At 55.3% G+C, this 24,076-nt stretch carries 16 protein-coding genes; 7 read left to right on the forward strand and 9 right to left on the reverse strand.

The window, feature by feature from the left end:
* Positions 1–151: 151 nt before the first annotated feature.
* The 6 genes from J3U88_RS18650 to lysS form a co-directional block, all read right to left on the reverse strand.
* On the reverse strand, positions 152–667 hold the full coding sequence (locus tag J3U88_RS18650; RefSeq protein WP_207860454.1) for an OmpH/Skp family outer membrane protein: 516 nt from the start codon (positions 665–667) through the stop codon (positions 152–154).
* Positions 668–999: 332 nt separating this feature from the next.
* The gene (gene bamA / locus J3U88_RS18655; RefSeq protein ID WP_207860455.1) at positions 1,000–3,375 is read right to left on the reverse strand and encodes an outer membrane protein assembly factor BamA; all 2,376 of its coding nucleotides are present in this window, start codon (positions 3,373–3,375) and stop codon (positions 1,000–1,002) included.
* A complete protein-coding gene (locus tag J3U88_RS18660; protein ID WP_207860456.1) occupies positions 3,363–5,825 on the reverse strand; it encodes an ATP-dependent Clp protease ATP-binding subunit in 2,463 nt (820 codons plus the stop codon). Before J3U88_RS18660 ends, bamA begins: the two co-directional genes overlap by 13 nt.
* A complete protein-coding gene (locus J3U88_RS18665; protein ID WP_207860457.1) occupies positions 5,818–6,555 on the reverse strand; it encodes an ABC transporter ATP-binding protein in 738 nt (245 codons plus the stop codon). The genes J3U88_RS18660 and J3U88_RS18665 overlap by 8 nt, the downstream gene beginning before the upstream one ends.
* Positions 6,548–7,813 (reverse strand): ABC transporter permease, encoded by a 1,266-nt coding sequence (locus J3U88_RS18670; RefSeq protein WP_207860458.1) that lies wholly within the window; start codon positions 7,811–7,813, stop codon positions 6,548–6,550. The genes J3U88_RS18665 and J3U88_RS18670 overlap by 8 nt, the downstream gene beginning before the upstream one ends.
* A 6-nt stretch (positions 7,814–7,819) precedes the next feature.
* Positions 7,820–9,313 (reverse strand): lysine--tRNA ligase, encoded by a 1,494-nt coding sequence (gene lysS / locus J3U88_RS18675; RefSeq protein ID WP_207860459.1) that lies wholly within the window; start codon positions 9,311–9,313, stop codon positions 7,820–7,822.
* A gap of 338 nt (positions 9,314–9,651) precedes the next feature.
* Between lysS and J3U88_RS18680 the strand changes: the two genes are divergently transcribed.
* From J3U88_RS18680 to gshB, 5 genes are all read left to right on the forward strand, one after another.
* The gene (locus J3U88_RS18680) at positions 9,652–10,866 is read left to right on the forward strand and encodes an O-antigen ligase family protein (protein WP_207860460.1); all 1,215 of its coding nucleotides are present in this window, start codon (positions 9,652–9,654) and stop codon (positions 10,864–10,866) included.
* A gap of 202 nt (positions 10,867–11,068) precedes the next feature.
* Positions 11,069–11,941 (forward strand): orotidine-5'-phosphate decarboxylase, encoded by an 873-nt coding sequence (gene pyrF / locus J3U88_RS18685; RefSeq protein WP_207860461.1) that lies wholly within the window; start codon positions 11,069–11,071, stop codon positions 11,939–11,941.
* Between the two features lie 155 nt (positions 11,942–12,096).
* Positions 12,097–14,103: an NAD-dependent DNA ligase LigA gene (gene ligA / locus J3U88_RS18690; RefSeq protein ID WP_207860462.1), complete on the forward strand. Its 2,007-nt coding sequence runs from the start codon at positions 12,097–12,099 to the stop codon at positions 14,101–14,103.
* Complete coding sequence (locus J3U88_RS18695; protein ID WP_207860463.1) at positions 14,088–15,497, forward strand: sigma-54-dependent transcriptional regulator; 1,410 nt, start codon at positions 14,088–14,090, stop codon at positions 15,495–15,497. Before ligA ends, J3U88_RS18695 begins: the two co-directional genes overlap by 16 nt.
* 21 nt (positions 15,498–15,518) lie before the next feature.
* Positions 15,519–16,457, forward strand: coding sequence for a glutathione synthase (gshB, locus tag J3U88_RS18700; RefSeq protein WP_207860464.1), 939 nt, complete (start codon positions 15,519–15,521; stop codon positions 16,455–16,457).
* On the opposite strand, the gene J3U88_RS18705 is transcribed toward gshB, so the two are convergent.
* Positions 16,435–17,580 carry a CoA transferase gene (locus J3U88_RS18705; RefSeq protein ID WP_207860465.1) on the reverse strand — a complete coding sequence of 382 codons (1,146 nt, stop codon included), beginning with the start codon at positions 17,578–17,580 and terminating at the stop codon, positions 16,435–16,437. The two genes, gshB and J3U88_RS18705, sit on opposite strands and share 23 nt — an antisense overlap.
* A complete protein-coding gene (locus tag J3U88_RS35060) occupies positions 17,577–20,441 on the reverse strand; it encodes an SNF2-related protein (RefSeq protein ID WP_207860466.1) in 2,865 nt (954 codons plus the stop codon). Before J3U88_RS35060 ends, J3U88_RS18705 begins: the two co-directional genes overlap by 4 nt.
* Positions 20,442–20,676: 235 nt before the next feature.
* Here J3U88_RS35060 and pyrC point away from each other — a divergent pair, with 235 nt between their 5' ends.
* Positions 20,677–21,681, forward strand: a complete 1,005-nt coding sequence (pyrC, locus tag J3U88_RS18715; protein ID WP_207860467.1) for a dihydroorotase — start codon at positions 20,677–20,679, stop codon at positions 21,679–21,681.
* 54 nt (positions 21,682–21,735) lie between these two features.
* Here the strand turns inward: pyrC and J3U88_RS18720 are convergent, their stop codons facing one another.
* Positions 21,736–22,527, reverse strand: a complete 792-nt coding sequence (locus J3U88_RS18720) for an undecaprenyl-diphosphate phosphatase (protein WP_207860468.1) — start codon at positions 22,525–22,527, stop codon at positions 21,736–21,738.
* A gap of 470 nt (positions 22,528–22,997) precedes the next feature.
* Here J3U88_RS18720 and J3U88_RS18725 point away from each other — a divergent pair, with 470 nt between their 5' ends.
* Positions 22,998–23,930: a GGDEF domain-containing protein gene (locus tag J3U88_RS18725; RefSeq protein WP_207860469.1), complete on the forward strand. Its 933-nt coding sequence runs from the start codon at positions 22,998–23,000 to the stop codon at positions 23,928–23,930.
* Positions 23,931–24,076: the final 146 nt, after the last annotated feature.

Genomic DNA, 24,076 nt, shown 5'->3' on the forward strand with positions numbered 1-24,076 from the left:
AAACCGGGGGGTTCTTCCGCTGCGCTTATTTTCTAAACAAAGAAAACAAACAGCGCGGATTAACGCACACCCTGTTTCGTTTTTATACCACTGCCGCGCGCTTCACAAGGCTTTGTTCCGAGAAGTGCAGGTGAAGACGCCGGACCGGTGCTTATTGAGATTCGTCGTAGGCCTTGATGACCGCGTCGGTCAGGTTAACCGCATCGCTGAAGTACACCAAACCGGTGTTGGGACCGTTGTTGAGCACCATGTCGATGCCTTTCTCGATAGCGACTTGGCGAACCAAAGGGGCGATCTCCTTGCGGAACCGCTCCAACGCGGTGTTCAAACGCAGGTCGCTTTCGCGTTTGGCGTCTTCTTGGGCACGCTGGATTTCCGTCTGCAAACGCTGGAGTTCCATCGCGGATTCTTTTTTCTTATCTTCGCTCATGCTGGCAGCTTTAGCCTGCAGATCTTTCTGCTTGGCTTGGAAACCTTCCACCATCTTCTCGATCTCGGTGCGCTTGCCCTCGGTAAACTTTTGGAACTCTTCAAAAAATGCTTTGCCCTTTTGAGACTTCTGGACAATCACGTCGGCATCGACGATGGCGACCTTGGTGCCTTGAGCCAAAGCCGGCATACAGAGTGCGCTCAAAACGATCAAGCTGGTAATCACTTTTTTCAACATCTTAATTTCCTTGGACTTAACTTGATTGGATCGCTGGGTCAAACAAACAGGCCGCAATCGGCGGTTACCTTGTGATGACCACAATCTAACCTAAAGTGGGTGATTCTTGGCTGTGCGAATTCATTATCAAGAATCGCTCACTTTAGGGTGAAGGGTGGGACCCGATTCGGTGCCCCGGGGGTTCGCGGCGAGACACAAACTCGCGGCGAAATCCAGCGTCGGTGGCCGGGGCGGGGTGCCCTATAAGGTACTAAACGCCTTACGTGTCGGCTACGCCCGGTCCCAAAGCCACATAATCGCATATTTGCGGACGACGTTGGATGTTGCTCTGGTTAGAAAGTGGTTCCGATTGAGAAGGATGGCTCGCCGCCTTTCTCGTTGAGCCCGTTCTCATCTTCATCCAATTTCCACGCGTAAATCAAACGCAGCGGTGCTTGGAACACCGGCAGGCTGAAACGCATTTCGATACCTGTTGAGCGGAACAGGTCGGTATCAAACCATTCTTGATCGACGCCGAACACCATCCCCGCATCGAAGAACATCACGAAGCGGAACTGGTCGGAGACCGGAATGATGTATTCCGCGTTGGCCTGAACCAATTTATCACCCCGTTCGGCGAAGACCTGACCGTTCACCACGGAGGCCGGACCCAAACTCTGGCGCTCGTAGCCGCGAACCGATTCCTCACCACCGATGTAGAACAACTGGTGGCGTGCCGGGCGCTGACCCTGCAAGGTGTCAAACAAAGCGGCTTCGAGGTTCAAACCGATGAAGGTGTTTTTGATCGCCGGCAGGTACTGTGTGGCGCTGCCGCGAATTTTGTAGAAGAAGTTGTCGCCACCGGCCTGCCAACTCGCCAATTCCAGAGAGATCGACATTTTGCGACCCTTTTTGGGAAAAAACGGGTGGTCGGTGGTGTTGTACACAAACGACTGGGTGATCGAGGACGTCAACAGATCGTCAACCGCTTTGAAGTCGGGGTTGATAACCGTTGGGAAACGGTCTTCCGAGAACAAGTAGCTGATCGAGTAGGTTGAGAAGACCGTGGGGCGGAACGACAGACCCAACTGGAAACCCGTCGATTCAACGTTAAAACCAGACGCCGAGAATTCCGAACGGGTGTTAAATACCCGCGTCGTCAAGCCGCGTGGTTTGTCGAATAACCAAGGTTCCGTGAAGGTCACGTCGAAGGTGTCCGTGATGCTGCCGATCTGGGCTTGGATCTTCAGCTTCTCGCCCTTGCCGAGGAAGTTCAGCGTCGAGAAGCTCAAGAAACCACTGGTCCCGCGGAATTCACTGAAACCCAAACCAAAGTTCAGCTCGTTCACTCCGGATTCCTGACCCTTGATCGTGATGTTGATTTTGTTTTCGTCCGGCAAGAATTTCAGATCGGGTTCGTCGCGGGTAACGTCGAAGAAACCAAGCTGGTTGATGCGCAGCAGCGAGTTACGGAAGAAGTTGACGCGAAAGACGTCGCCCTCACGCAACAGAATCTCACGACGCAAAACTTTGTCGCGCGTGGTCGTGTTGCCGCTGAACTTGATGCGGTGGATGTAGGTCTGGTCGTTTTCGTTGACCATGAACCTCACCGCTACCTGGTTGCCGTCCTCAATGTTGACTTCTTGGCGGATGCTGTAGTGCACGTAGCCCGCGTTGTTGTGGGTTTCTTCCAGCTCGGTGATCCATTCGTTGATTCGGTGCAGGTCGTAGATCTCGCCCTGCTGAATCGGGAAGGATCGTTCGTAGAAAATCGACGGCAATACCGTGTTGTCTTCGACTTCCATTCGGGCCAAGGTGTAGGGTTCGCCCTCAAAAACCGGAATGGTTAGTTTGAGTTTTTTCTTTTCGCGGATCGGCTTGTTTTTGGCCGCTCGCTTTAGGTTTTTCGCTTTCTGACGTTCGGTCGTGTGGTCGGTGACTTCTAAAACCGGCTCACCAATGACCACATCCTTGTAACCCTGGCGCCAGTAACGCTTCTTCAAACGTTCCACATCTTTTTCGAAGGACTCTTCTTTATAGATATCGTTGGAGGTTAGCCAGGAGAACATCCAGTGTTCTTTCGTTTTCCGCATCGTGCGCCGCAACTTGCCGTCGGTGAACAATTGGTTGCCGTCAAACTCGATGTCGTAGATGCGTACCTTGCTGCCTTCGTTCAGGTTAAACACAACCCGCGCCGAACCCTTGTCGAGGTTCTCAAGTTTGTAATCAACCGTGCCGAAGCGCAAGCCGCGCTCGTTCATGAGTTTTTTGATCAAAGCGCGAATCGCGTTGATCTTGCGGTAATCGAGCGGTGAATCCTCGGGAATCGTCAAACGTTCTTCTTCGACCTTGTCGGTGATGCTCGATTTGGTCATCTTGCGATAACCACGGTAATCGACCTCGGTCACCAAAGGCAATTCACGCAGAACGTATTTGAGGATGACGCCACCCTCTTTCCCTTCTTCAATGGCAATACCGGCGTCTTCGAACAGACCCGTCTCCCACAGGGTGTGCAAATCACGCGTCACCCCGGCGGAATCGAGCAGGTCGCCGGCTTTAAAGGAAATACGAAACCAAATAGATTCGTCGGGAACACGTTGGTTCCCGACGATCAATATTTCTTCAATACGCTGTGGGGCTTTTTCTTGTGCTGAAAGGGGTGCCCAGAGTAATAGGCTCAGCAAGCAAATCAAGAGGCCGCGAATCATCTCGCGAGCTAACTGGGGCATTCAGCCTCCTCAGTAGTTTCCTGCCCCTTGTTGCTTGACGGAAGCACAATGTTAAAGCGCTCATTTTCGGTGTCCAGTTCGAAGAAAACGGCACCTTCAATGTTCGCGTCAGCGGATACGATGGCCTCGGCCAGTGGGTCTTCAACGTGACGTTGAATGATGCGGCGCAATGGACGCGCCCCGTACTGACGATCACTGGAGGTTTGATCCAGCAACCACTTCAAGCCATCCGCGGCCAACTCTACGCTCAGATCGCTCTTCGCGAGGTTGCGGTTGATTTCGTTGATCAACAAGCCGCAAATTTGGAGCAGGTGATTGTCTTTGAGTTTGTCGAATACCACCACTTCATCGATCCGGTTAATGAACTCGGGACGGAAGACGCGTTTCAATTCACGCATGGCTTCCTGCTTCATGTTGCGGTCCCGTTCGTTCACCGTGCGGGTCAGGCCCAACGTCTTTTCGTTCACAATCTGTTTGGAGCCGACGTTACTGGTCATAATGATGATGGTATTTCGAAAATCAATGGTGTTTCCGAAGGCGTCGGTAACCTGGCCGTCCTCAAAGATTTGCAGGAGGATGTTCACCAGGTCGGGGTGGGCCTTCTCAATTTCATCGAACAACACGATCGAATAAGGGTTGCGCTTGACCTTGTCGGTCAACTGGCCGCCCTCTTCAAAACCCACGTATCCCGGCGGTGAGCCGATCATTTTGGATACCGAGTGTTTTTCCATGTATTCGGACATGTCGAAGCGAATCAGTTTCTTGGGGTCGCCGAACAAAAAGCTGGCGAGTTGTTTGGACAATTCGGTTTTGCCCACACCGGTGGGGCCGAGGAACAGGAAGGAACCCATCGGCCGGTTGGGGTTCTTCAAGCCGGTGCGGCTGCGGCGAATGGCGCGGCTGACGGCGGAAATCGCCTCGTCCTGGCCGACGATAAATTCGCGCAGCGTGTCTTCCATGGACGCCAGCTTGGCTTTGTCTTCTTCTTTCATGGCCGTGACGGGAATACCGGTCCAGGAGCTAACCACCTGCTCCACGTCGGCGAGGGTGACGTCCAGTACGCGGTTGTCGCGGTTCACCGAATCTTTTTCTTCTTGAATCTGTTTGCGAATCTTAATTTCGTACTCACGCAACACCACCGCGCGCTCAAAGTCTTTGTTGGCAACGGCTTCATTCATGTCCTCGGAAACCTGACGCAGGTCTTTTTCGAGGTTGCGGATGGTTTGGGTATTGGTGGAGTGCGCCAACTTCACACGGGCGCCGGCCTCATCCAACAAGTCGAGTGCTTTGTCGGGCAGGGCGCGATCCGGGATGTAACGGCTGGAGAGGTATACCGACCCGCGCAACGCATCGTCGGCGTAACGCACGCGGTGGAACCCTTCGTAGTGATCTTTGAGGCCGAACAAAATGCGTTCGGTTTCGTCCTCGTCGGGCGGCATGATGTTCACCGGTTGGAAACGACGCACCAGCGCACGATCCTTCTCGATGTACTTGCTGAACTCGCGGTGGGTGGTCGAACCCACACACTGAATTTCGCCGCGGCTCAGGGCCGGCTTCAGGATGTTGGCCGCGTCAAGCGAGCCCTCGGCCGCGCCGGTTCCGATAATGCTGTGAATTTCGTCGATGAACAGGATGACACTGGTGTCTTTCGAGGCCTCGGCGATAATCGATTTCAAACGCTCTTCAAACTGGCCGCGGTATTTGGTGCCCGCAACCACCAAGGACAGGTCCAAGGCGTAAATGCGTTTGTCCATCAGTTCGATGGGGACATTGCCCTGAACGATGCGTTGCGCCAAACCTTCCACGATGCTGGTTTTGCCGACGCCCGGCTCGCCCAACAGGATCGGGTTGTTTTTGCGACGGCGCGCCAAAATTTGGATGATGCGTTCGATCTCGGCTTCGCGCCCGATCAAACGGTCGAAGGCGCCCCGTTCGGCGAGGTCCGTCAGATTGCGGCTGAACTCGCCCAGCAAGGGGTGTTCCTTGCGTTTTTTGTTCAGTTTCTCTTCTTTGAGAATGTCCAACAAAATTTCTTTGGCGCGGTAAAGGTCGGCGCCCATCTCCGCCAATAACTGCGAGGCGAAGGCGTGTTCGTCACGCAAAATGCCGAGCAAGATGTGCTCAACGCCTACGTACTTGTGGTTCAAGGACATTGATTCTTTCAGTGCATAGTGCAAAACCCGTTTGGTTTCTTCGCTTAACGGGATCTCAACCGTGGTGGCCGCCACGGGTTTTTTGTACATGCTCTGTGACTGGGAAATAATGCGGTCTTTCAACTCTTGGATGTTAATGCCCATTTGTTCGAGCATGGCCATCGTCGTTTTTTCAGCTTCGCGGACCAGACCGAGTAGGAGATGAGCGCTGGTAATGGTACTGGCACCAAACTGACTTGCTTCGTAACGTGCAAAGAACAAAACGCGGCGTGCTTTATCGGTATATTTCTCAAACATCGTCTACTCCAATCCGCTCTCGCGTTGGGGATTCAGGTCGCTTTTCAATCCCGTGTATTCTATCACACAAATTTGCAAGGGCTGGGTTGTGGGTCACCAGCAGGCAAGAGATATTGAACTGTTTTTGCAAGCCCATCAAGAGAGAAAAAACCTGTTCTCCCGTGCCTTGATCCAGGCTGCCCGTCGGTTCGTCCGCCAGCAGAATCTTCGGCTGGTTGATCAGTGCGCGGGCAATCGCCGTTCGCTGCCGTTCACCCCCGCTTAATTGCGCCGGTCGGTGGCCGATGCGGTCTTGCATGCCCATGTGCTCAAGCAAATCATATGCCTGTTGTTTCAATTCGAGCGCATGGTGCTTTTTCAGCATGCCCGGCAGCATCACGTTCTCCAGCGCGGTGAATTCCGGCAACAACTGATTAAACTGAAACACAAACCCAATGTCAGATTGTCGCACCTTGTCCCATTCTTTGTCGTTGAGCGCCGTTAAATCGCGGCCCGCCAAGCTGATTCGGCCGCCGTCCGGGCGGTCCAAGCCCGCGATCAAATTGAGCAAGGTCGTTTTTCCGGAACCGGAGGGACCCGCGATTGCCAAAAATTCGCCCGCGGCCAAGTCCAAATCGAAGCTGTCGAGTACCTTCAGTTTCCGTTCGCCCGACTGGAAGTGTTTGGTTAACCCGCGAATTTCCAAAAAGTGGTGTCTGTTTTCTCCGACGGTGTTCGGCGCCTCATTCATAAGCCAACGCCTCCACCGGATCCATCGCCGCCGCCTGGCGGGCGGGAAAAATCGAGGTCAAAAAGGAAACCATCAGCGAACCCACCGCCACCAGCAGCACCTCGTGGGCGTGAACCGTAAACGGCAGATAGTTCAACACCTCGTAGACGTTGTTGTCCAATTTGATCAAGCGCGTTTGGTCGGCAAATACGGAAACGGCGACGCCGATCACGCTGCCCATCAAGGTGCCCCACAGCGAAAGGGTCATACCCTGACGCAGGAAAATTCGCATGATGGTGCCGCGCGGTGTACCGAAGGCGCGCATGATCCCGATGTCGCGGTGTTTCTCCATCACCAACATCGTCAGCGCCGAAATCATGTTCAGGGCGACGACCAAAATAAACAGGCTGATCACCGCGGTGGTCGCCAGCTTTTCCAAGGCCAAGGCACTGAGCAAACCCTGGTTGAGGTCGCGCAAATCCACGACATTGGCCGACGGCAACAGCTCGGGGTGCAGTTGCAACGCTTCTTTACCCGCTTCCATCGCCGCCAGATCGTCGAAGTTCACCATGATCTGTTGGATCTCCGTGGTGCCTAGCACCAGCAGGAGTTGCTCCAATTGGAGGTAGGCGTCGACCGCGTCGAACTGGGAATTCCCCGTTTTAAAAATGCCGACGACCTCGCATTTGAGCTCTTTTAACCGCAGTTGACCCGGTCGCATCCCCAGGCCGGGGCTGCTGAGGCGCGGCACCATGACACGCAGGTCGTCGCCCATGCGCACGCCCAGGTCGCGTGCCAGATCGATGCCCAGCACGATACCGGGCCGTTGGTCTTGCGGCCGTTCCAGCGCGGCCAGGGAACCCTCTTCCAATTTGCGCAGAGAGGGGGCCGCCGCCGCGTGGCTGTCGGGTACGATGCCGAACAGTTTGCAGTAATTAAGCCGCTTTTGGCGCGAGACCAGCACGCCCGGTTCCTGGCGCATCATCGAAACCGCGCGTACGCCCGGTACGGTTGCGATGGTTTTGCCCAAGCTTGCCACCTCGTCGCTGTTCCAACTGTAGTCAACCATCGAGTTGGCGACCACATACAGGTTGCCCGTTTCACCAACCAGGCTGGTGATGAAGGCGCCGCGCATGCCGTTGTGGATGGCGAGGGCGATGTTCAGCGCGCCCACGCCAAGGGTAATCCCGACCAAGGTAATGATCGAGATGACACCGATAAAAGACTGTTTGCGTTTGGCTTTGAGGTAGCGGTGCGCAATAAAGCGATCAAAAGACATGGTGGTTTAGGATTCCTGGTGGGGGCGCATCAACGGGAACAAAATGACGTCGCGGATGGATGCCGAGTTGGTCAACAGCATGACGAGGCGGTCGATACCCAGTCCCTGGCCACCGGTCGGCGGCATGCCGTGCTCCATCGCCCACAAAAAATCTTCGTCGAGGAACTGCGCCTCGTCGTTGCCCTCGTCGCGCTGACGCATTTGGTCCTCGAACCGCTGACGCTGGTCCAGGGGATCGTTGATCTCCGTATAGGCGTTGGCGATTTCCATGCCCGCGCAGAACAATTCGAAGCGTTCGACGAACTGTTCATTGCCGGGGATCTTTTTGGTTAACGGTGAAATGGCAATCGGGTGTTCCGTGATGAAGGTGGGATGGATCAAGTGGGGTTCGGCCACGGATTCGAAGACTTCCGCCAGCAGGTAACCGTATTCCATGGTGTCCGCGTCTTCGATGTGCAATTTCTTGGCGACATCGCGCAGGCTGTCGGCGTCGAGCAGTTGCGCCTCGGTAAAGTTGCCGAATTTACAGGTTGCTTCAATCATGGTGTAGCTGTCGAAGGGCGCGCCGAAATCCAACTCAAAATCGCCGAACATCAATTTGGTTTCGCCACAGGTTTTTTGAACCACCTCGCGAATCATGGTTTCGACCATTTCTTTCATGACGTCGAGGTTGGCATAGGCCTCGTACCATTCCATCATGGTGAATTCGGGGTTGTGTTGGGTGCTGATGCCCTCGTTGCGGAAGTTGCGGTTAATTTCGTAAACCCGATCCAAACCACCGATGATCAAACGCTTCAGGTGAAGCTCGGGCGCGATGCGCATGTAGAGTTCCATGTCGAGCGCATTGTGATGGGTGGTGAAGGGGCGCGCCGTGGCGCCGCCGGGAATGACGTGCATCATCGGCGTTTCTACCTCGAGGTAATCGCGTTCCGTCATGAAGTCACGGATGGCACGAATGATGTTGCTGCGTTTTTTGAAGGTGTCGCGCACCTCGGGGTTGGTCAGCAAATCAAGCGAGCGGTGGCGGTAGCGCAGTTCCGTGTCTTTGAGACCCGCGTGTTTGTCGGGTAGGGGGCGGTAGGCTTTGCTGAGGTACTGATAACGGTCGACTTGAACCGTGAGCTCCCCGGTTTTGGTGCGGAACAGGGTGCCGCCGACGCTGACGAAATCACCCAGATCGGTTTTTTTGTAGGCTTTAAAAGCCGCGTCATCGACGCTGTCGCGGCGCAGGTAAAACTGGAGGCGGCCGGTCCCGTCCTGAAGCGTGGCAAATGCCGCTTTACCCATGGGCCGGTTCAGCATCACACGGCCGGCGACTTCCACGCGGACCTTTTCTGCTTCCAGGGTTTCCTTATCCTTCTCGCCATGGGCCTTGATGACAGCGTCCACCATCTCGTTGCGAACCACCTTGCCGGGAAAGGCGTCGATGCCCAGTTCCTCAATGGCTTGGCGGTTGCGATGACGTTGTGCGGTAAATTCGTTGTCGAATGATTGGCTCATGGTGAATTCCTCCACGGAATGGGGTCGACAGGCAGGGTGCGGTATCGCCAAAGAAGCATTGTCGACCATTTAATAAGGATAGGCGGCCCAAACCACCGCCGGTCAAAGAGCCCAATTATAGCAGGATGGTTTACAGATGGTGCCCCGGCTTGACGCCTCGCGCCATTTTTCACGGGGCCTGAAGCATCCAAACCGCGGCCGACCGGGGGCGACACCGTTGAAAACCGCGTCAAGTACCCTTCTTTCCCAGCTTCATAAACAGATGTGTTAGGCTTTGGCGCGGCATGTCATTTCTCGGTCGCGAGCCATGCCGGGACCGATCCGGTTCGGGAGCTGTTTTGCTGGAATCCTCCAAAGCCTATACCGTCCACCGCTGCGCTTTTTACTGGTCCATGGCTTCTTTTTCGCTCGGCATCGCGACCCAGCAAATTTCCTTCTTTTTGTTTTTTATCGCACAGGCTTTTTTGGCCGCGCGTTTTGGCTGGCCCATGGGCGGTTTGGTTCAAAAAGGTTATCGTGCCGCCTCCGCGCTCTTTGCCTGGATCGTGATCACCGCGCTCGTTGCCCAAGTTCGCCATCCCGATCCACCCGCCGCCGACTTCCACTGGGCTTTTATCGCCATGTGGGCCGTCTCAGGTATTTTGCTCAAACACGTGGATTGGAAGGACATCCACCGTGTGTTGCTCGTCGTGTCCGTGCCCGGATTGATTCGCAGCGTTCTGTGGCTGCTCCAACCCGATGAGATTCGCCATGCCCTTGATATCGGGTTTAGCATGTATCCCCGCGCCTTTGGGTTGGTCTCCAATGCGATTACCAATGCCGAGGGTCTGGTCATTCTCGCGTGTTGGTCCATGGCCCGATTGGCCGAAAAACTCTCGCCTCGCGAGCGCCGCCTGATCCTGTTCCATCTCGCCGTTTCCATTTTGATCGTCGCCCTCTCCCGGGTACGCTCCGGCATCTTGGGTTTTTCGGTCCTGTTTTTCTTGGCTGCTCTGTTTTCCAACCGCCTGCGGCGTATTAGCTTATGGGCATTGTTTGGCACCGTTTTTGTCGCCGGCGGTTCCATCGCCTTTTTCGGCTTTAACATGGCCTCTATTGAAGAACGCTTGGTGCTGGTCCGCAACGGCTTGCAGTTGTGGCAAATTCATCCGTTGCTGGGAATTGGGCCCGACCGGTTTGAAGCCTTTCCCTTGAGCGACAATACCTTGGTCGGACACCCCCACAATACCTTTTTGGCCGTGATGGTTGAATCCGGTCTGATCGGGCTCGGCCTCTACACCGTTTTTGTGGTGGCCCTGTTCCGTCGCTATTGGTGGCTGTTCAAGAACCGGCGCAACCTGGGTGTTGCACCTGAATGGGTCGTCAAAGCGCTTTGCTTTATTCTGGTCATGTACATGCTGTTTGGCGTCTTCGACTTTAACTTCGGTGACTCCGAATTGCTGCTGTTCCATGCCTTGCACTGGGGCATGGCAACCAAATTGTGGCAAATGGCGCAGTCCCAAGAGGATGATGTAGAGGAAACACCATCTCAAGAGCAAGTGACTAAAAATTAGAGTTTTGGATTTGTTTTATTAATGTTCTAAAAACGTTAACTAATGGTGACTCGCCCCTTTTCCGCGCCGCCTTTCACCCCAGGCACCGCCTTTCTTGTGCCCGACCGATTTCCGCTTTCTACCCCGCCGCTTTTCTGTGACAATGTGGGTGTTTTGTTATCCGTTTCAACTCCTGTTCGATCCCTTCATCTTTAGGACAAACATGATGTTCGCAGATCGCATGCTCTCCCTTTGTCAAAGCAAAAACAGCCGTTTGGTCGTGGGGCTCGATCCCCATTGGGATTTGATACCCGCGTCATTTAAAGCCGGCTTCACCGACGGTCAGGTCGCCAACCTGATTAGCGGCTACCTCAACAACGTCATTGATGTGACCCACGATCATGCCGTTGCCTACAAACCCCAAATCGCCTTCTTCGAACAATTTGGTTTGTCGGGATTAACCGCCTTGCTCGATGTGCTCGACCATCTTCACCACCTTCAATGTCCCGTGATTATGGATGCCAAGCGCAACGATATCGGCAGCACCGCCGCGGCCTATGCCCGCACCTTTTTCGGTGACGACCTGTTGCCGCCCGCCTTTCCCAGCGACGCCCTGACGGTCAACGGCTACCTCGGCAGCGACGGCATCAAACCCTTTCTCAAGCAACCGGAACGCGGCATCTTTGTGCTTGTGAAAACCAGCAACCCTTCCAGTGGCGAGCTCCAGGATCAAGCGCTCGCCGCGGGCAACACGGTTGCCGAGGGCATGGCTGATTTACTGGAACAGTGGAATGGCGATCAATTGGGGGAATTCGGCTACGGTAATGTCGGCGCGGTGGTCGGTGCCACCTACCCCGAACACATGAGAACCCTTCGTCAACGCATGCCTCACAGTCTCTTTCTCGTTCCTGGCTACGGGGCGCAAGGTGGCTCGGCAGAGGCGGTTAGGGCTGCGTTTGATGGGAATGGCTTGGGTGCACTGATCAACTCGTCCCGTGGCATTTTGTTTCCGCCAAGTTTTGAAACGTCCGGTTTTGAGGCGGTTCGCGAGGCCGCGGTCGAGGCCAAAACCGATATCAATCGCATTCTGGCGTAATTCCCGCACACCCGGCCTTAATCCGCTAAAATCAGCCCATCCCCCGCCGTGCGCGGGGCGCCCTCCCGTGGTTTGACCCAGCCCTAAACCGGCCCTTGTCCGAACCCTCCTCTTCTTTATGACCCCCAATACCGTAACGAACTTTAGAGGTCCCTATGTCTGAACAGATTCGCCGGCAAATGGATCGGCTTATTGAACAAATCGAATACCACCGGGTTCGCTATTACAACGAACACAACCCCGAAATAAGCGACGCCGAATACGATGCCCTGGAACGGGAACTCAAAGCCCTGGAAGCCGCCAACCCCAAGTTGGTGCGTCCCGATTCACCGTCCTTCCGCGTCGGCGGCGGGGTGGCCAAGGATCATCCCCAAAAAGAACACGCCACACCCATGCTGTCGCTTGAAAATTCTTACAACAGCGCCGATCTGGCTGATTATTTTGAGCGTTGCGTGGCCGAGGTCGGCGACGAGACCCTGCGCTACTCCGCCGAACTGAAAATTGACGGGGTCTCCCTCAGCCTGGTGTACCTCAACGGCTCTTTGGATTCGGCGGTCACCCGCGGCGACGGCCGTGTCGGCGAGGAAGTCACCCTCAACGCAAAAACCATTCGCGACCTCCCCTTGCGCGTGGCTGCCTGGAAAGATATCGATCGCATGGAAGTGCGCGGCGAGGTCTACATCGACCGCGATGATTTCGCCCAGATTAATGAGAAGCGCGCCGCCGCGGGCCTGCCCCTCTTCGCCAACCCGCGCAACTCAGCCGCCGGCTCGATGCGCCTGCTGGATTCCCGCGAGGCCGCCGCCCGCCATCTGCGCATTTTTGTGTTCCAAGCGCTCGGCCCCTGGGCGCAGACAATCAACTCCCACATCGAAGCACTCAAGCAACTGAAAGAGTTAGGGTTCACCACCAACCCCCACAATACCGTGATCCAGAACCTCGCCGAATTGGAACGCCTCATCGAGGATTGGTCCGCCAAACGGCCCGGCCTCGCCTACGATACCGACGGCATTGTGCTGAAAGTGGACGACACAAGCTTCTACGAAACCATCGGGTACACCTCCAAGTTTCCGAAATGGGCCACCGCTTATAAGTTCCCCGCGGAACAAGCCACCACCCAACTCAAAGAAATCACCATCCAGGTCGGCCGTACCGGTGTGCTCACCCCGGTCGCCAATTTCGAACCGGTCGCGCTGGCCGGCACCACCGTTTCGCGCGCCACCCTCCACAACTTTGATGAGATCCAGAAAAAAGACATTCGTGTCGGCGACTGGGTGTTTATCGAAAAAGGCGGCGACATTATCCCCAAGGTCGTCAAGGTCATCGAAAGCAAACGCGACCGCAACAGCACCGCCTATGCGTTACCCGACCAATGCCCCAGTTGCGGATCCGAGCCTCAGCGGGTTCCCGGCCAGGTGGCTTTGCGGTGCGAGAATCTGGCTTGTCCCGCACAATTGGAACGGCGCATTATGCACTTTGCCTCTCGCAACGCCATGGATATCCAGGGACTTGGCAAAGAACGCGTCCAACAAATGGTCGAACAGAAGTTGGTTACCGACTTGGTCTCGATCTACCAATTGGACGAGGAGAAGTTGTGGCAACTGGAGCGGGTCGGCACCAAGTGGATCAAAAACCTATTGGGTGAAATCGAAAAATCCAAGACACGCCCCTTTGCGCGCGTCCTCTTTGCCGTCGGCATCCCTATGATCGGCGAAAAAGTGGCCGAACTTTTTGTCCAACGGTTCCCCTCCTACGAAGCCTTGCTTGCCGCCGAGGTGGAAGAACTCGCCGACCTACACGGCATCGGCGAAAAAGTGGCCGCGAGTTTGCACGAACACCTGCGCTTGCCCAGCTACCAAGAAACCTTCCGCCAATTTGGCAGCATGGGGTTGCAGTTGGTGGCGGAACACAAGCCGCCCCAGGAAGGCGACGACGCGCTGAAAGGAAAAACCATTGTGGTAACCGGCACGTTTAACGAGCTGAGCCGCAAAGAAATTACCGACTTGCTCAAGCAACGCGGCGCCAAGGTGACTTCCAGCGTCACCAGCAAAACCGATTTCCTGGTCTGCGGTGAGAAACCGGGTTCGAAATTGGCCAAAGCCCAGTCACTTGAGGTGACCGTGGTCGGCGAGGAGTGGATCGCACAATGGCAAAATCCCTAAACCAAACTGAAAAAACCAACGGCTTTATCGTCATCGTTGAGGATGAGGGTGAATCCCTCAAAGCCATGAAAATGGCACTCGGCAAAAAGGGTTACCACGTTGAAGCCTTTTCCAACGCCGACGAGGGCATTCGCTTTATTACCGGTAGCCCGCGCGAAATCGACCTGGTCATTACCGACCTGCGCATGCCCGGCACCGACGGCTTAACCGTGCTCAAGGAAACCAAGGAAGCCAATCCCGAGATCAGCGTGATCCTGGTAACCGCGTATGCCTCCGTCGATTCAGCCGTTCAGGCGATGAAACTGGGCGCCGACGATTACCTCACCAAACCCATCGACCTTTACGAATTCCGCGCGCGCGTTTCCAAGTTGATGACCAACAGCAACCTCAACCGCGAGGTTGAGATGCTCAACCAACGGCTCGACAAACAGTTTGGTTTCGACAACATCATCGGCCGCTCCCAACCGATGGAAGCGCTTTTCGACAAAATTCGCGTCGTCGCCGGCACCAACGCCAACGTGCTATTGCTCGGCGAAAGCGGGACCGGTAAGGAATTGATCGCCAATGCCTTACACCAGCATTCCCAGAAGCGTGGGCAACGTTTTCTGCCCATCAACTGTGCCGCCATTCCCGCGGATATTCTCGAATCAGAGCTGTTCGGCCACGAGCGGGGTTCGTTCACCGGTGCCGTTTCACGCAAAATCGGCAAATTCGAACTGGCCGCCAACGGGACCATTTTCCTCGACGAAATCGGCGACATGAACCTCGATCTCCAGGCCAAGCTCCTGCGCGTGTTGGAAAACCGCGAGTTAACCCGCGTCGGTGGATCCGACCCGATTCACATCCATTCTCGCTTCATTTTTGCCACCAATCGCAACCTCCAGGAAGAAGTGCGCGAGGGCCGTTTCCGCGAGGACCTCTACTACCGCATGAACGTGGTCACCCTGAACATTCCGCCCTTGTGGCAACGCCGCGACGATATCCCGCTGCTGGTCCATTACTTCATCAGCAAGTTCAACGGCGAGCACGGCAAACAGGTCGCCGATATCGACCCGGTCGCCATGAAACGGCTCACCGCTTATGCTTGGCCCGGCAACATTCGTGAATTACGCAATGTGGTCGAACACTTGGTGATTTTCAACCGGGGAGGCGTGATTTCGGAGAAGGATTTCCCCGATTACCTAGATCGAAAAGAAGATGTTCCGCTATCGGTAACCATCCCCGTCGGCATGACCATGGCCCAATTGGAACAAGAAGCCATTCGCCAGATGTTAGCCCATTGCGGCGGCAACAAAACCCGCGCCGCCGAACTCCTCGATATCTCGTTGCGAACCTTGCAGCGCAAGGTCAAGGAGATGGAAGGTGGCGGGAGTGACGCCGAACCCGAACTCTAAAAATAGTAGAAGGAGCGTGCCGTGAAGTTTGCATTTATCATGGATCCCTTGGAGCAGGTGAAGGCCTACAAGGACACGTCCTACCACCTCATGCTGGCCGCCGCCGAACGTGGCCACGAGGTTTATTACCTGGATCAAAACTGGTTATTCGCACACGATGGGGCGCTTTTCAGCGAGGTGATTCCCGTCCAAGTTCACGCCGATCACGATCAGCCCTTTGAGATTGGTGAACGCGTCGAAACCCGGCTGGATGTGATGGACGTGGTGCTGGTTCGTACCGATCCCCCTTTCGACCGCCGTTACTTCTACACCACCCTGCTGCTCGACCTGTTGCCCAAAACCACGCGGGTCGTCAACCGGCCCCAGGGTTTGCGCAACTGGAATGAAAAGCTGTCCGCCCTGTTTTTCATGAAGCACTCGCCGTCAACCCTGGTGGCGAGCAGTATCCCCCAGATTCGCAAGTACATCGAGGCGCGGGCGCAACGGGTTACCCTCAAACCCGTTGACGGCCACGGTGGCCGCGGCATTTTGTTTGTCGACAAAAACGACACCAACCTCGATCAGCTCCTTTTGATGGCGACCCACGACGGCGCCCACCGCGTGATCGCCCAGGAATACGTGCCCGGCGCCAAGGACGGCGATAAACGCATTTTGCTGCTGAACGGGGAACCCATGGGTGCGATCCTGCGCTTGCACCAAGAGGGCAAGGAACTGAACAACATGGACGCCGGCGGAACGCCGCACCCCTGGAAAATGACCGAGCGCGAGCATGAAATTTGCCGCGAGATGGGGCCGGCATTGCGCGAACAGGGCATCCTGTTTGCGGGTATCGACATCCTCGGCGATCAGCTCATCGAAATTAATGTCACCAGCCCCACCGGTTTACAAGAGCTCTGTCGCTTCGACGATGTGCCTTTTAACCACCGTATCGTCGAGGCTATGGAAACCTGGGAAGGTTAAGCCAACGGGCGGCGGTTGTTTCGCCGCCTTCGCCCAGCAACGGCGGCGGCCTGTGGTTTTCACGCATGCCGCATCCCTGCAGGGCCGGGGCGATGCCGCGTACCTCGCCCAGCTCGGCGTGGGGCAAGACCAGTAACGCGTCCGGGTTCCAGGTCGCGACCTGTTGCAAGGCCTCGTCCGGGCGCAGAATCGGCGCGTGGGGAATTTTTGCCGCGCGGAGCTCGGGAAAAAGTCGCGCACAGGTCCAGGTGGCCAGACGCGCTTGCAGGCGCGCGATCACCGTTTCGCGCTGCTGTACCCGTCCGGCGTTGTCGAGCTCGGTAAACGCCGGCTCGGTGATGTCGAGCAGGGCACACAAGCGTTTGAACTGGGTGTCGTTGCCCGCGCCGATGATGACACGCCGGTCGGCAAGGCTAAATCCTTGATAGGGAACAATGTTGGGGTGGGCGTTGCCGAAACGACGACTGGGTTTTCCCGAAACCAGCGTGTTGCTTGCCACATTCACCAGGCTCATCAAAGCCGTTTGGTAGAGGGTGATGTGCAGGTGATCGGTTTGCCCCGACCGTTCGCGGCGGAACAGGGCCGCCAAAATGCCGTTGCTCGCCATTAGACCGGTGAGCACATCGACCAAGGCAACGCCGACTTTAAAGCCTTCGCTGTCGACCGGGCCGGTGATCCCCATCAGCCCAGACTCAGCTTGAATCATCACATCATAGCCTGGCTCATCGCAGCGTGTGCCGCCGTAACCCGTTATGTTCATGGTGATTGCGTTGGGGTTGAGCCGCTTGATGTTTGCGACGGAAACCCCGAGCCGCTCGCGAACCGCCGGCGGGAAATTGTCGACCACCACGTCGGCCGCCCCGATTAGGTCGCCTAACCGCGCCGCGTCGGCCGCTTCCTTGAGGTTCAGGACCAGCGAGCTTTTGTTGCGGTTACAGCTTTGGAAGTAGGCCGCACTGTCGCCTTGAAACGGCGGTCCCCACCCACGCGTGTCATCACCCTTGGGCGACTCAATCTTAAGCACGTCCGCGCCCATATCCGCCAAGTTTTGGGTGCAAAAGGGGCCCGCCAGAATGCGGCTGAGGTCGAGGACCTTAACCCCTTCCAAATAGGTTTGCTTCACGCGAGGACCTCCAGCAATTCTTCCAGACTCAGGTGTTTGCCGACTTGCTCATTGTCAAAAGTCACCACTTCTTCCAATAGTTTGGCTTTGCGCCTGATAATTCCGTCGATGCGCTCCTCTACCGTATCAATCCCCTGGAATTTAAAAATTTGAACGGCTTTGTTTTGACCGATACGGTGGATGCGGTCGGTCGCTTGTTCCTCGCGGGCCGCGTTCCACCAGCGATCATAGTGGAACAGCACGCTGGCCGCGGTCAGGTCGATGCCGGTTCCGGCCGCCATGATCGTCCCCAAGAACACGCGACACGCGGGGTCTTCCTGGAACATCGCCTGTTGCCGGCCGCGGTCTTTCACCTGACCGGTGATACAGGCAAAACGAATGTTGCGGTCGTCTAAATAACGTTTGAAGATGTCGATCATGCCCAAGAATTGGGTAAACACCACCACCTTTTCACCGGCGTCGAAGGCTTCTTGCAGGAGTTCGGTAAAGGCCGACCATTTCGCGGAGGGGTAAGCCGCGTAATCGGTATTTTTGAAATGGAGGGCGGGATGGTTGCACAAGCGTTTGAGCATGTCGAGGACTTGAAAGGCATGCATCAATTGCTTACCACGCGCTTCGTTGGTTTTGATACGGGTCACACCTTGTTTTTTGATGGTGATATAGAGGTCTTTTTCGTATTCGCTAAGCGCGTAACCGCGGCGATCTTCCGACTTGGTGGGCAAATCTATCAGCACCTCGGATTTATTGCGGCGCAAGGTGAAGGGGTGAATGATGTCGCGCAGGCGGGCTTTGGCGAGTGGGTTGTCGAAGTTGCTGATGGGATCCATGAAGTGGCGCTTGAAATGGCCGCTACTCCCGAGAAACCCGGGAAACACCAAATCCATCAGCGCTTTGAGTTCGCTGAGTTGGTTTTCAATCGGCGTGCCGGTTAAGCCGATTTTGCAGAGCGCCCGCAGTTTGGAAATCGCTTGAAACGATTTGGTTGCACTGTTCTTGAGATACTGCGCCTCGTCAAAAAGAATGACCTGAAAGGCGAAACTCCCGAACAGTTCGGCATCATTGCGAAGGGTCGCGTAGGAGGTAATGATGACTTGTGCGTTCTTGAGCGCCTTGGCCACATCGCGATCCCCGCCGTGGTGGATGCGGGGTTTGAGATCGGGACAAAATGCGTTCAGTTTATCTTTCCAGTGGTAAAGTACCGAGGCCGGCGCCACGACCAAGTGGCGGCTTTCGGGTTTGGCTTGGGTCACCGCGGCCAGCAGCGCCATGCCTTGGTGGGTTTTACCAAGCCCCATTTGGTCACAGAGCAATCCACCTAACCCGTTTTGATACAAAAAGTAAAGCCACCTATAGCCGTTTTCCTGGTAGGGTCGCAGCGTCAAGTTGGTCGCGTCGAGTGAGGGCGCTTGTTCCGGCTCCATATTGCGTATTTTGGCGTAAACCGCCTCGGTTAACGCGGTGGTATTTACCTTGAGGCGGTCTTTGAAGAAGGTCATAAATCGAAAAAGATCACTGACATTGAGGCGTTTGTCCTTTTGGGACGCTTCCAGCAGCGGGCCAAGGTAAATTGCGTCGTAACCGGTTGAGTCAAAAACCTTTCCGCCGATGTTGATATAGCGGCTTCGGTCGTCGAATTTTTCGATGAGTTCCTCTATTTCGTAGCTATATCCCCCCAACCGGGCACGCAACATAAAGGAAAAGCAGGGTGGGTTAAAGTCGAGCAGATCCAACTCAAGCGCTTCAAAACCAACCGCAACCACCTCGCCGAACAGGGTGTCGTCCATTAGGGTGCGATCCAGGTCTTCCAGGGTGTCGCGGTGTTCACTCAAAAAGCGTTTCACCTTTTTAAAGGAGATCCGCTCGATGCCGGGATTGCCATACTGCATTTCGAAGGGGCTGAGCCCGATCTGGGTGGTGAAATAACCCAACTTTTCATGAAAACACAGGTTGGCGCCGGCAATGGTCACTTGATCAACCGGGATGAAGTGGTCTTTGTCCAAAGCGATCATGGGTTCGATTTCGAGGTCGTTGTTCTCTATGAAGGCACAGCGGTAAACCACCGGCAGGCCGACAGATTGAATGCGAAAGTTCATGCGCGTATGCCAAAAGGCGCGATTCTTTTGAATCCCTTTTTGGAACTTATCGATGGGAAGCAGCCAGGAGAAAAGAAGGTCGCGACCCATTCGAATGGTTAGGGTTACCTCGTGATTGGCTTCTCGTTCCACCCGTATTTTGAGTTTGGCGGATTGTTCCAAAAAAAACAGGAATTTGGCGAGGGCGTACATCGGGGATTCTTCGTAAAGGACCCGCGCGGAGGGAAAGCCGTTGGCCAACATTTTGAGTTCGCTGTACTCCCGTACAAATTCTTTGGCGTCCTTGAGGCTGGTACGATCCCGTTTGATGCGCCCGTTTTCCTCGACGGCACCAAAACCGAGGTAGTCGAGGAGGCGTGGTTCCAACAAGTCCTCGGGCGGGCTGAATCGCGGATTGTCATCCTTGCGGAAAGCCCAATTTTTGAGGCCGTGTCCGACAACCTGAAAGAAGCGGTTCAGTTCGAATGCGTCAAACGCCTCGGAAAGGTTGCGGCGTTCGTTCGGCCAGTTGATCATGCGCAAAAAGATCGCGAAGGCGTGGCTACAAATCTGGCCGCGTTTGGTTTCTCTACAGTTGCAAACCGTTTCAAGATCCCCGTCGGAACCAAGCGTGATTTGCGGGTAGTAACCTTTTTTTCCGTCCACGGAAACGAAACCAAAGGCGGCGTTCCGAAAGAAATCGAAGAACTTAACCTGCTTTTGTTCGACGTAACCCCGGCCTTTCGCCGAGATGGGTTGTGGGATTTCCACGGATGATTTGAGTAACACGGACGAACCTCCCGATGACGACCGGCCATCATAACAACCCAGTGCACCAGGAGGGAAGGAACCGCTGCCGTCTTTCTTGCTCAATCCTGTGTCGCGGGGTTGCTCCTTTTTTCGCCCAAGCACACCCGCAACCGGTCAAGTCGGGTAGAATGGGGGCGAGTCACATTTACCATTTCCGTTGCGCGCGAACGGTCGTCTGGATCTTTTCTCGTTCGTACCGGATAGGGAGGACCCCTTGGAACTGAGAATTCCCGCGGCAGATGATCTGCACATCCATTTACGCAATGACGAACGCACCCTGGCCGCGGTCAAAGCGGTACGCGAGGGTGGTGCCTGTCGCGTGCTGGCCATGCCCAACACGAGTCCGGCCCTGGCCACGGGCGAGGATGCGACCAAATACCGCCATTACTTGGTCATGCAAGGCGCTGATTTCGATATATTGACCACGATTAAATTGATGCCTACCACCACCCCTGAAATGATTACCGAGGCCGCCCGCTTGGGTGTTTCTGCCGGCAAGCAGTATCCCCTCGGCGTCACCACCAATTCCGAGGACGGTGTTTCCGATTTCCGCGCCATGTACCCCGTCTACGAGGCCATGGCCCAAAGCGACATGGTGCTTTCCCTGCACGGCGAGGTGCCCGGCGCATTTGTAATGGATGCCGAAACCGAGTTTTTGGACGAACTCCACCGCATTCACCGCGCCTTTCCCAAGCTGCGCATCGTGCTGGAGCACATCACCACCCAAGCCGCCGTTGAAGCCGTCCGCTCCTTGCCGGACAATGTGGTGGCCACCATTACCGATCACCACCTCGACATTACCTTGGACGACGTGATTGGCTCGACCATCCAGCCGCACCACTTCTGTAAACCCGTTGCCAAACGGCCCAGTGACCGCAAGGCGCTAAACGAGGTGGTTCGCGAGGGGCATCCCTCGTTTTTTTCCGGGACTGACAGCGCCCCGCACCTGATCGCGGATAAAGAAAACGCCTGCGGTTGCGCGGGGATCTTTAACGCGCCCTACCACATGCAATTCCTCGCCACCCACTTCGACGCGTTGGAGATGTTGCCTCGGCTCGCCGATTTCACCTCGAAATTCGGGGCCGAATTTTACCGTCTCCCGCCCAGTGGGGAAGAAATCATGCTTATCAAACGTGATGTCTTGGTGCCCAATACCTACGACGGCATTGTGCCGTTCAAGGCGGGCCAAACCTTAACCTACGATTTGGCTTGGATTTAAACAAAACCATTCTGGTTCGCGGCATGGTGCCGGTTTACCGGCACCCTTTCTCGTTTAGAGAACCATTGCCAAAATACCCATCGGCAGGCAGTAAAAACCAAAGAAAAAGAAGCGGTTCCCTTCCAGGAGCTTCATCAAAAAGGCCAGCGCAAAGAAGCCGCTGATCAGCGCCGCCACAAATCCCGCGCCGTAGGCGATCAGCATGTCGCTGCCCAAGGCCGCCCCATCTTCGACCAAATCTTTAATCATGAGCAGGCCCGCACCGCCGATCACCGGGACCGCCATCAAAAACGAGAAACGTGCGCCCGCTTGGCGGCTCATGCCCAAAAACAGGGCACACATAATGGTGGAACCGGACCGGGAAATGCCGGGCAACACCGCAAACGCCTGCGCACAGCCCATGGCGATGACCACCGCCAGAGATAGCTTGTCCATGGCTTTGCCCTCGGGTGGAATTTTTAGGCCGGCCAACAACATCGTGCCCGTGACCAGCAAAAAGATTCCGACATAAAAGGTTTGGCCGTGAATCCACTCAATTTGATCTTTGAGGAAAATACCGACCAACCCGGCCGGGATCATCGACACCAGCACGTACAGAAATATATGGGGTGGGAAGTCGCCACGTTCTTTGCCGATCGCGACCTGAAACAGTTGGATCCAATCTTTGCGGAAGTAAACCACGATGGCGCCGAGGGTGGCCATGTGGACCAGGATTTCAAAGGTAAGGTCGGCATCTTTCATGCCGAACCAGGCGCCGAATAAGGCTAAGTGACCCGAGGACGAGACGGGGAAAAACTCGGTCAACCCCTGCAAAACTCCTAAAAACACGGCGACCCAGACGCTCACAACGCCTCCTTTTTGATCCCAACCCAAGGTTTTGAATGTTGAATCCCCCTATCATACATAAGTGACCGGCAAAGGGTGAGAACTTAATGTGAGGCCTGTTGTAGGCCCTTTGGCGGAAATCAGAAAAATCCGGGTGTGGTACCTAAGAAGCAGGATAACTCGCGGTGATTTTAGCTAAACTTCTGGGCTGCAACGGCCTGTGAAAATGCTCACCGCACCCAGTGGGTGCGCGTCGTGCGCGACCCCGGCCCGCTTTTTTCAAGCCATTTCGCTCCAGATCATTAGTGAAAATGTCTCGCTCTTATCGCGCCTCTTCGGTCGTGCGCCGGAGGCCCCTCCGGCGCGTCCTTGTCACGCTTACCTACCGCGGGCATCCTAGTTTTGCATGAACCGCGAAAATTTATCGCCCTCAGCCTTAACCTGTTCCGCCACAATTCCGATATACTTAGATACCGCTTTGAGGAGACCGCATGAACTTCCTATACGTTGGTCGGAATGAAACGCGCACCCGTGCTCTTCGCCAAGCGTTAGCTCGCGACAATATCCATTTCGAACGGACCAGCACCCCTGAACATGCGTTTTTTAAAGTTCTCAATGAAGATATCACCGCGCTTTTTTTGGATTTAGGTGAGCAGGACATCAACGGTTTGGAGATCCTGACCAGCCTGGAATCCATTAGCAAAGACCTTGAGGTGGTACTCATTACCGAACCCGGCGATATCGATCAATATCGCCCGGAATTGCTGCGTTCGTGTTTCGGGTACATCAGCCCGGATATTGAAGCCGGCCGCAACCTGATGGTGCTCACCCAACTCACCGATAAAATCACCATCAAAGCGCGTTTGGAAAAACTCAAAAATACCTCGATCATCGACGGCCTTACCCAGCTTTACAACCACGCCTACATCCAGCAGCAGATTGACGAAGAGATTAAGCTGTTGGAGCCGACCGGCGATCCCGTCACCTTGGTTATTTTCGACATCGACCACTTCAAAAATTACAACGATACCAACGGTCACCCCGCCGGTGACCGCGTTCTCAAAACCGTGGCGGAACTCATGACCGCCTCCGTGCGCAAATTCGATTTGACCGGCCGTTACGGCGGCGAGGAATTCGTCATTATTCTCCCCGGTACCAAGTTGACCACCGCCTTAAGTGTGACTGAGCGCTTCCGCAAGAAGTTGGTGTCCCACCGTTTCGAATTTGGGCACCACCAACCGCTGGGTTTTGTTTCCGCCAGTTTTGGGGTCGCTACCATGGATCACAAGGACATTACCGACCGTCGCACCTTGATCCACCGCGCCGACCAAGCGTTGTACAAGGCCAAAAACTACAAGCGCAATTGTATTTGGTACTACCTTCACGGCGATTACAATCATTATCAACCGAGTTTGGTCGTCTAGAAAAAGCGAACGGGTCACGCCGCGAGCGCCAATCGGGACACGGCGTTCACCGCCGGTTCAACACCTTTTCGGTTGAATCCCATTCGGTGCAGTGGTCTAATTATTCCCCTCATGCCCCGCCGTGCGCGTATCGCCGGCGCGATTTC

Origin of the sequence: Acanthopleuribacter pedis, assembly GCF_017377855.1 — a bacterium.
In the GTDB taxonomy this organism is placed as follows: domain Bacteria; phylum Acidobacteriota; class Holophagae; order Acanthopleuribacterales; family Acanthopleuribacteraceae; genus Acanthopleuribacter; species Acanthopleuribacter pedis.

Bases quoted from the DNA above. Each gene is read 5' to 3' on its own strand.
- J3U88_RS18650 (WP_207860454.1), bottom strand. From the start codon at position 667: ATGTTGAAAAAAGTGATTACCAGCTTGATCGTTTTGAGCGCACTCTGT.
- bamA (WP_207860455.1), bottom strand. From the start codon at position 3,375: ATGCCCCAGTTAGCTCGCGAGATGATTCGCGGCCTCTTGATTTGCTTG.
- J3U88_RS18660 (WP_207860456.1), bottom strand. From the start codon at position 5,825: ATGTTTGAGAAATATACCGATAAAGCACGCCGCGTTTTGTTCTTTGCA.
- J3U88_RS18665 (WP_207860457.1), bottom strand. From the start codon at position 6,555: ATGAATGAGGCGCCGAACACCGTCGGAGAAAACAGACACCACTTTTTG.
- J3U88_RS18670 (WP_207860458.1), bottom strand. From the start codon at position 7,813: ATGTCTTTTGATCGCTTTATTGCGCACCGCTACCTCAAAGCCAAACGC.
- lysS (WP_207860459.1), bottom strand. From the start codon at position 9,313: ATGAGCCAATCATTCGACAACGAATTTACCGCACAACGTCATCGCAAC.
- pyrF (WP_207860461.1), top strand. From the start codon at position 11,069: ATGATGTTCGCAGATCGCATGCTCTCCCTTTGTCAAAGCAAAAACAGC.
- ligA (WP_207860462.1), top strand. From the start codon at position 12,097: ATGTCTGAACAGATTCGCCGGCAAATGGATCGGCTTATTGAACAAATC.
- J3U88_RS18695 (WP_207860463.1), top strand. From the start codon at position 14,088: ATGGCAAAATCCCTAAACCAAACTGAAAAAACCAACGGCTTTATCGTC.
- J3U88_RS18725 (WP_207860469.1), top strand. From the start codon at position 22,998: ATGAACTTCCTATACGTTGGTCGGAATGAAACGCGCACCCGTGCTCTT.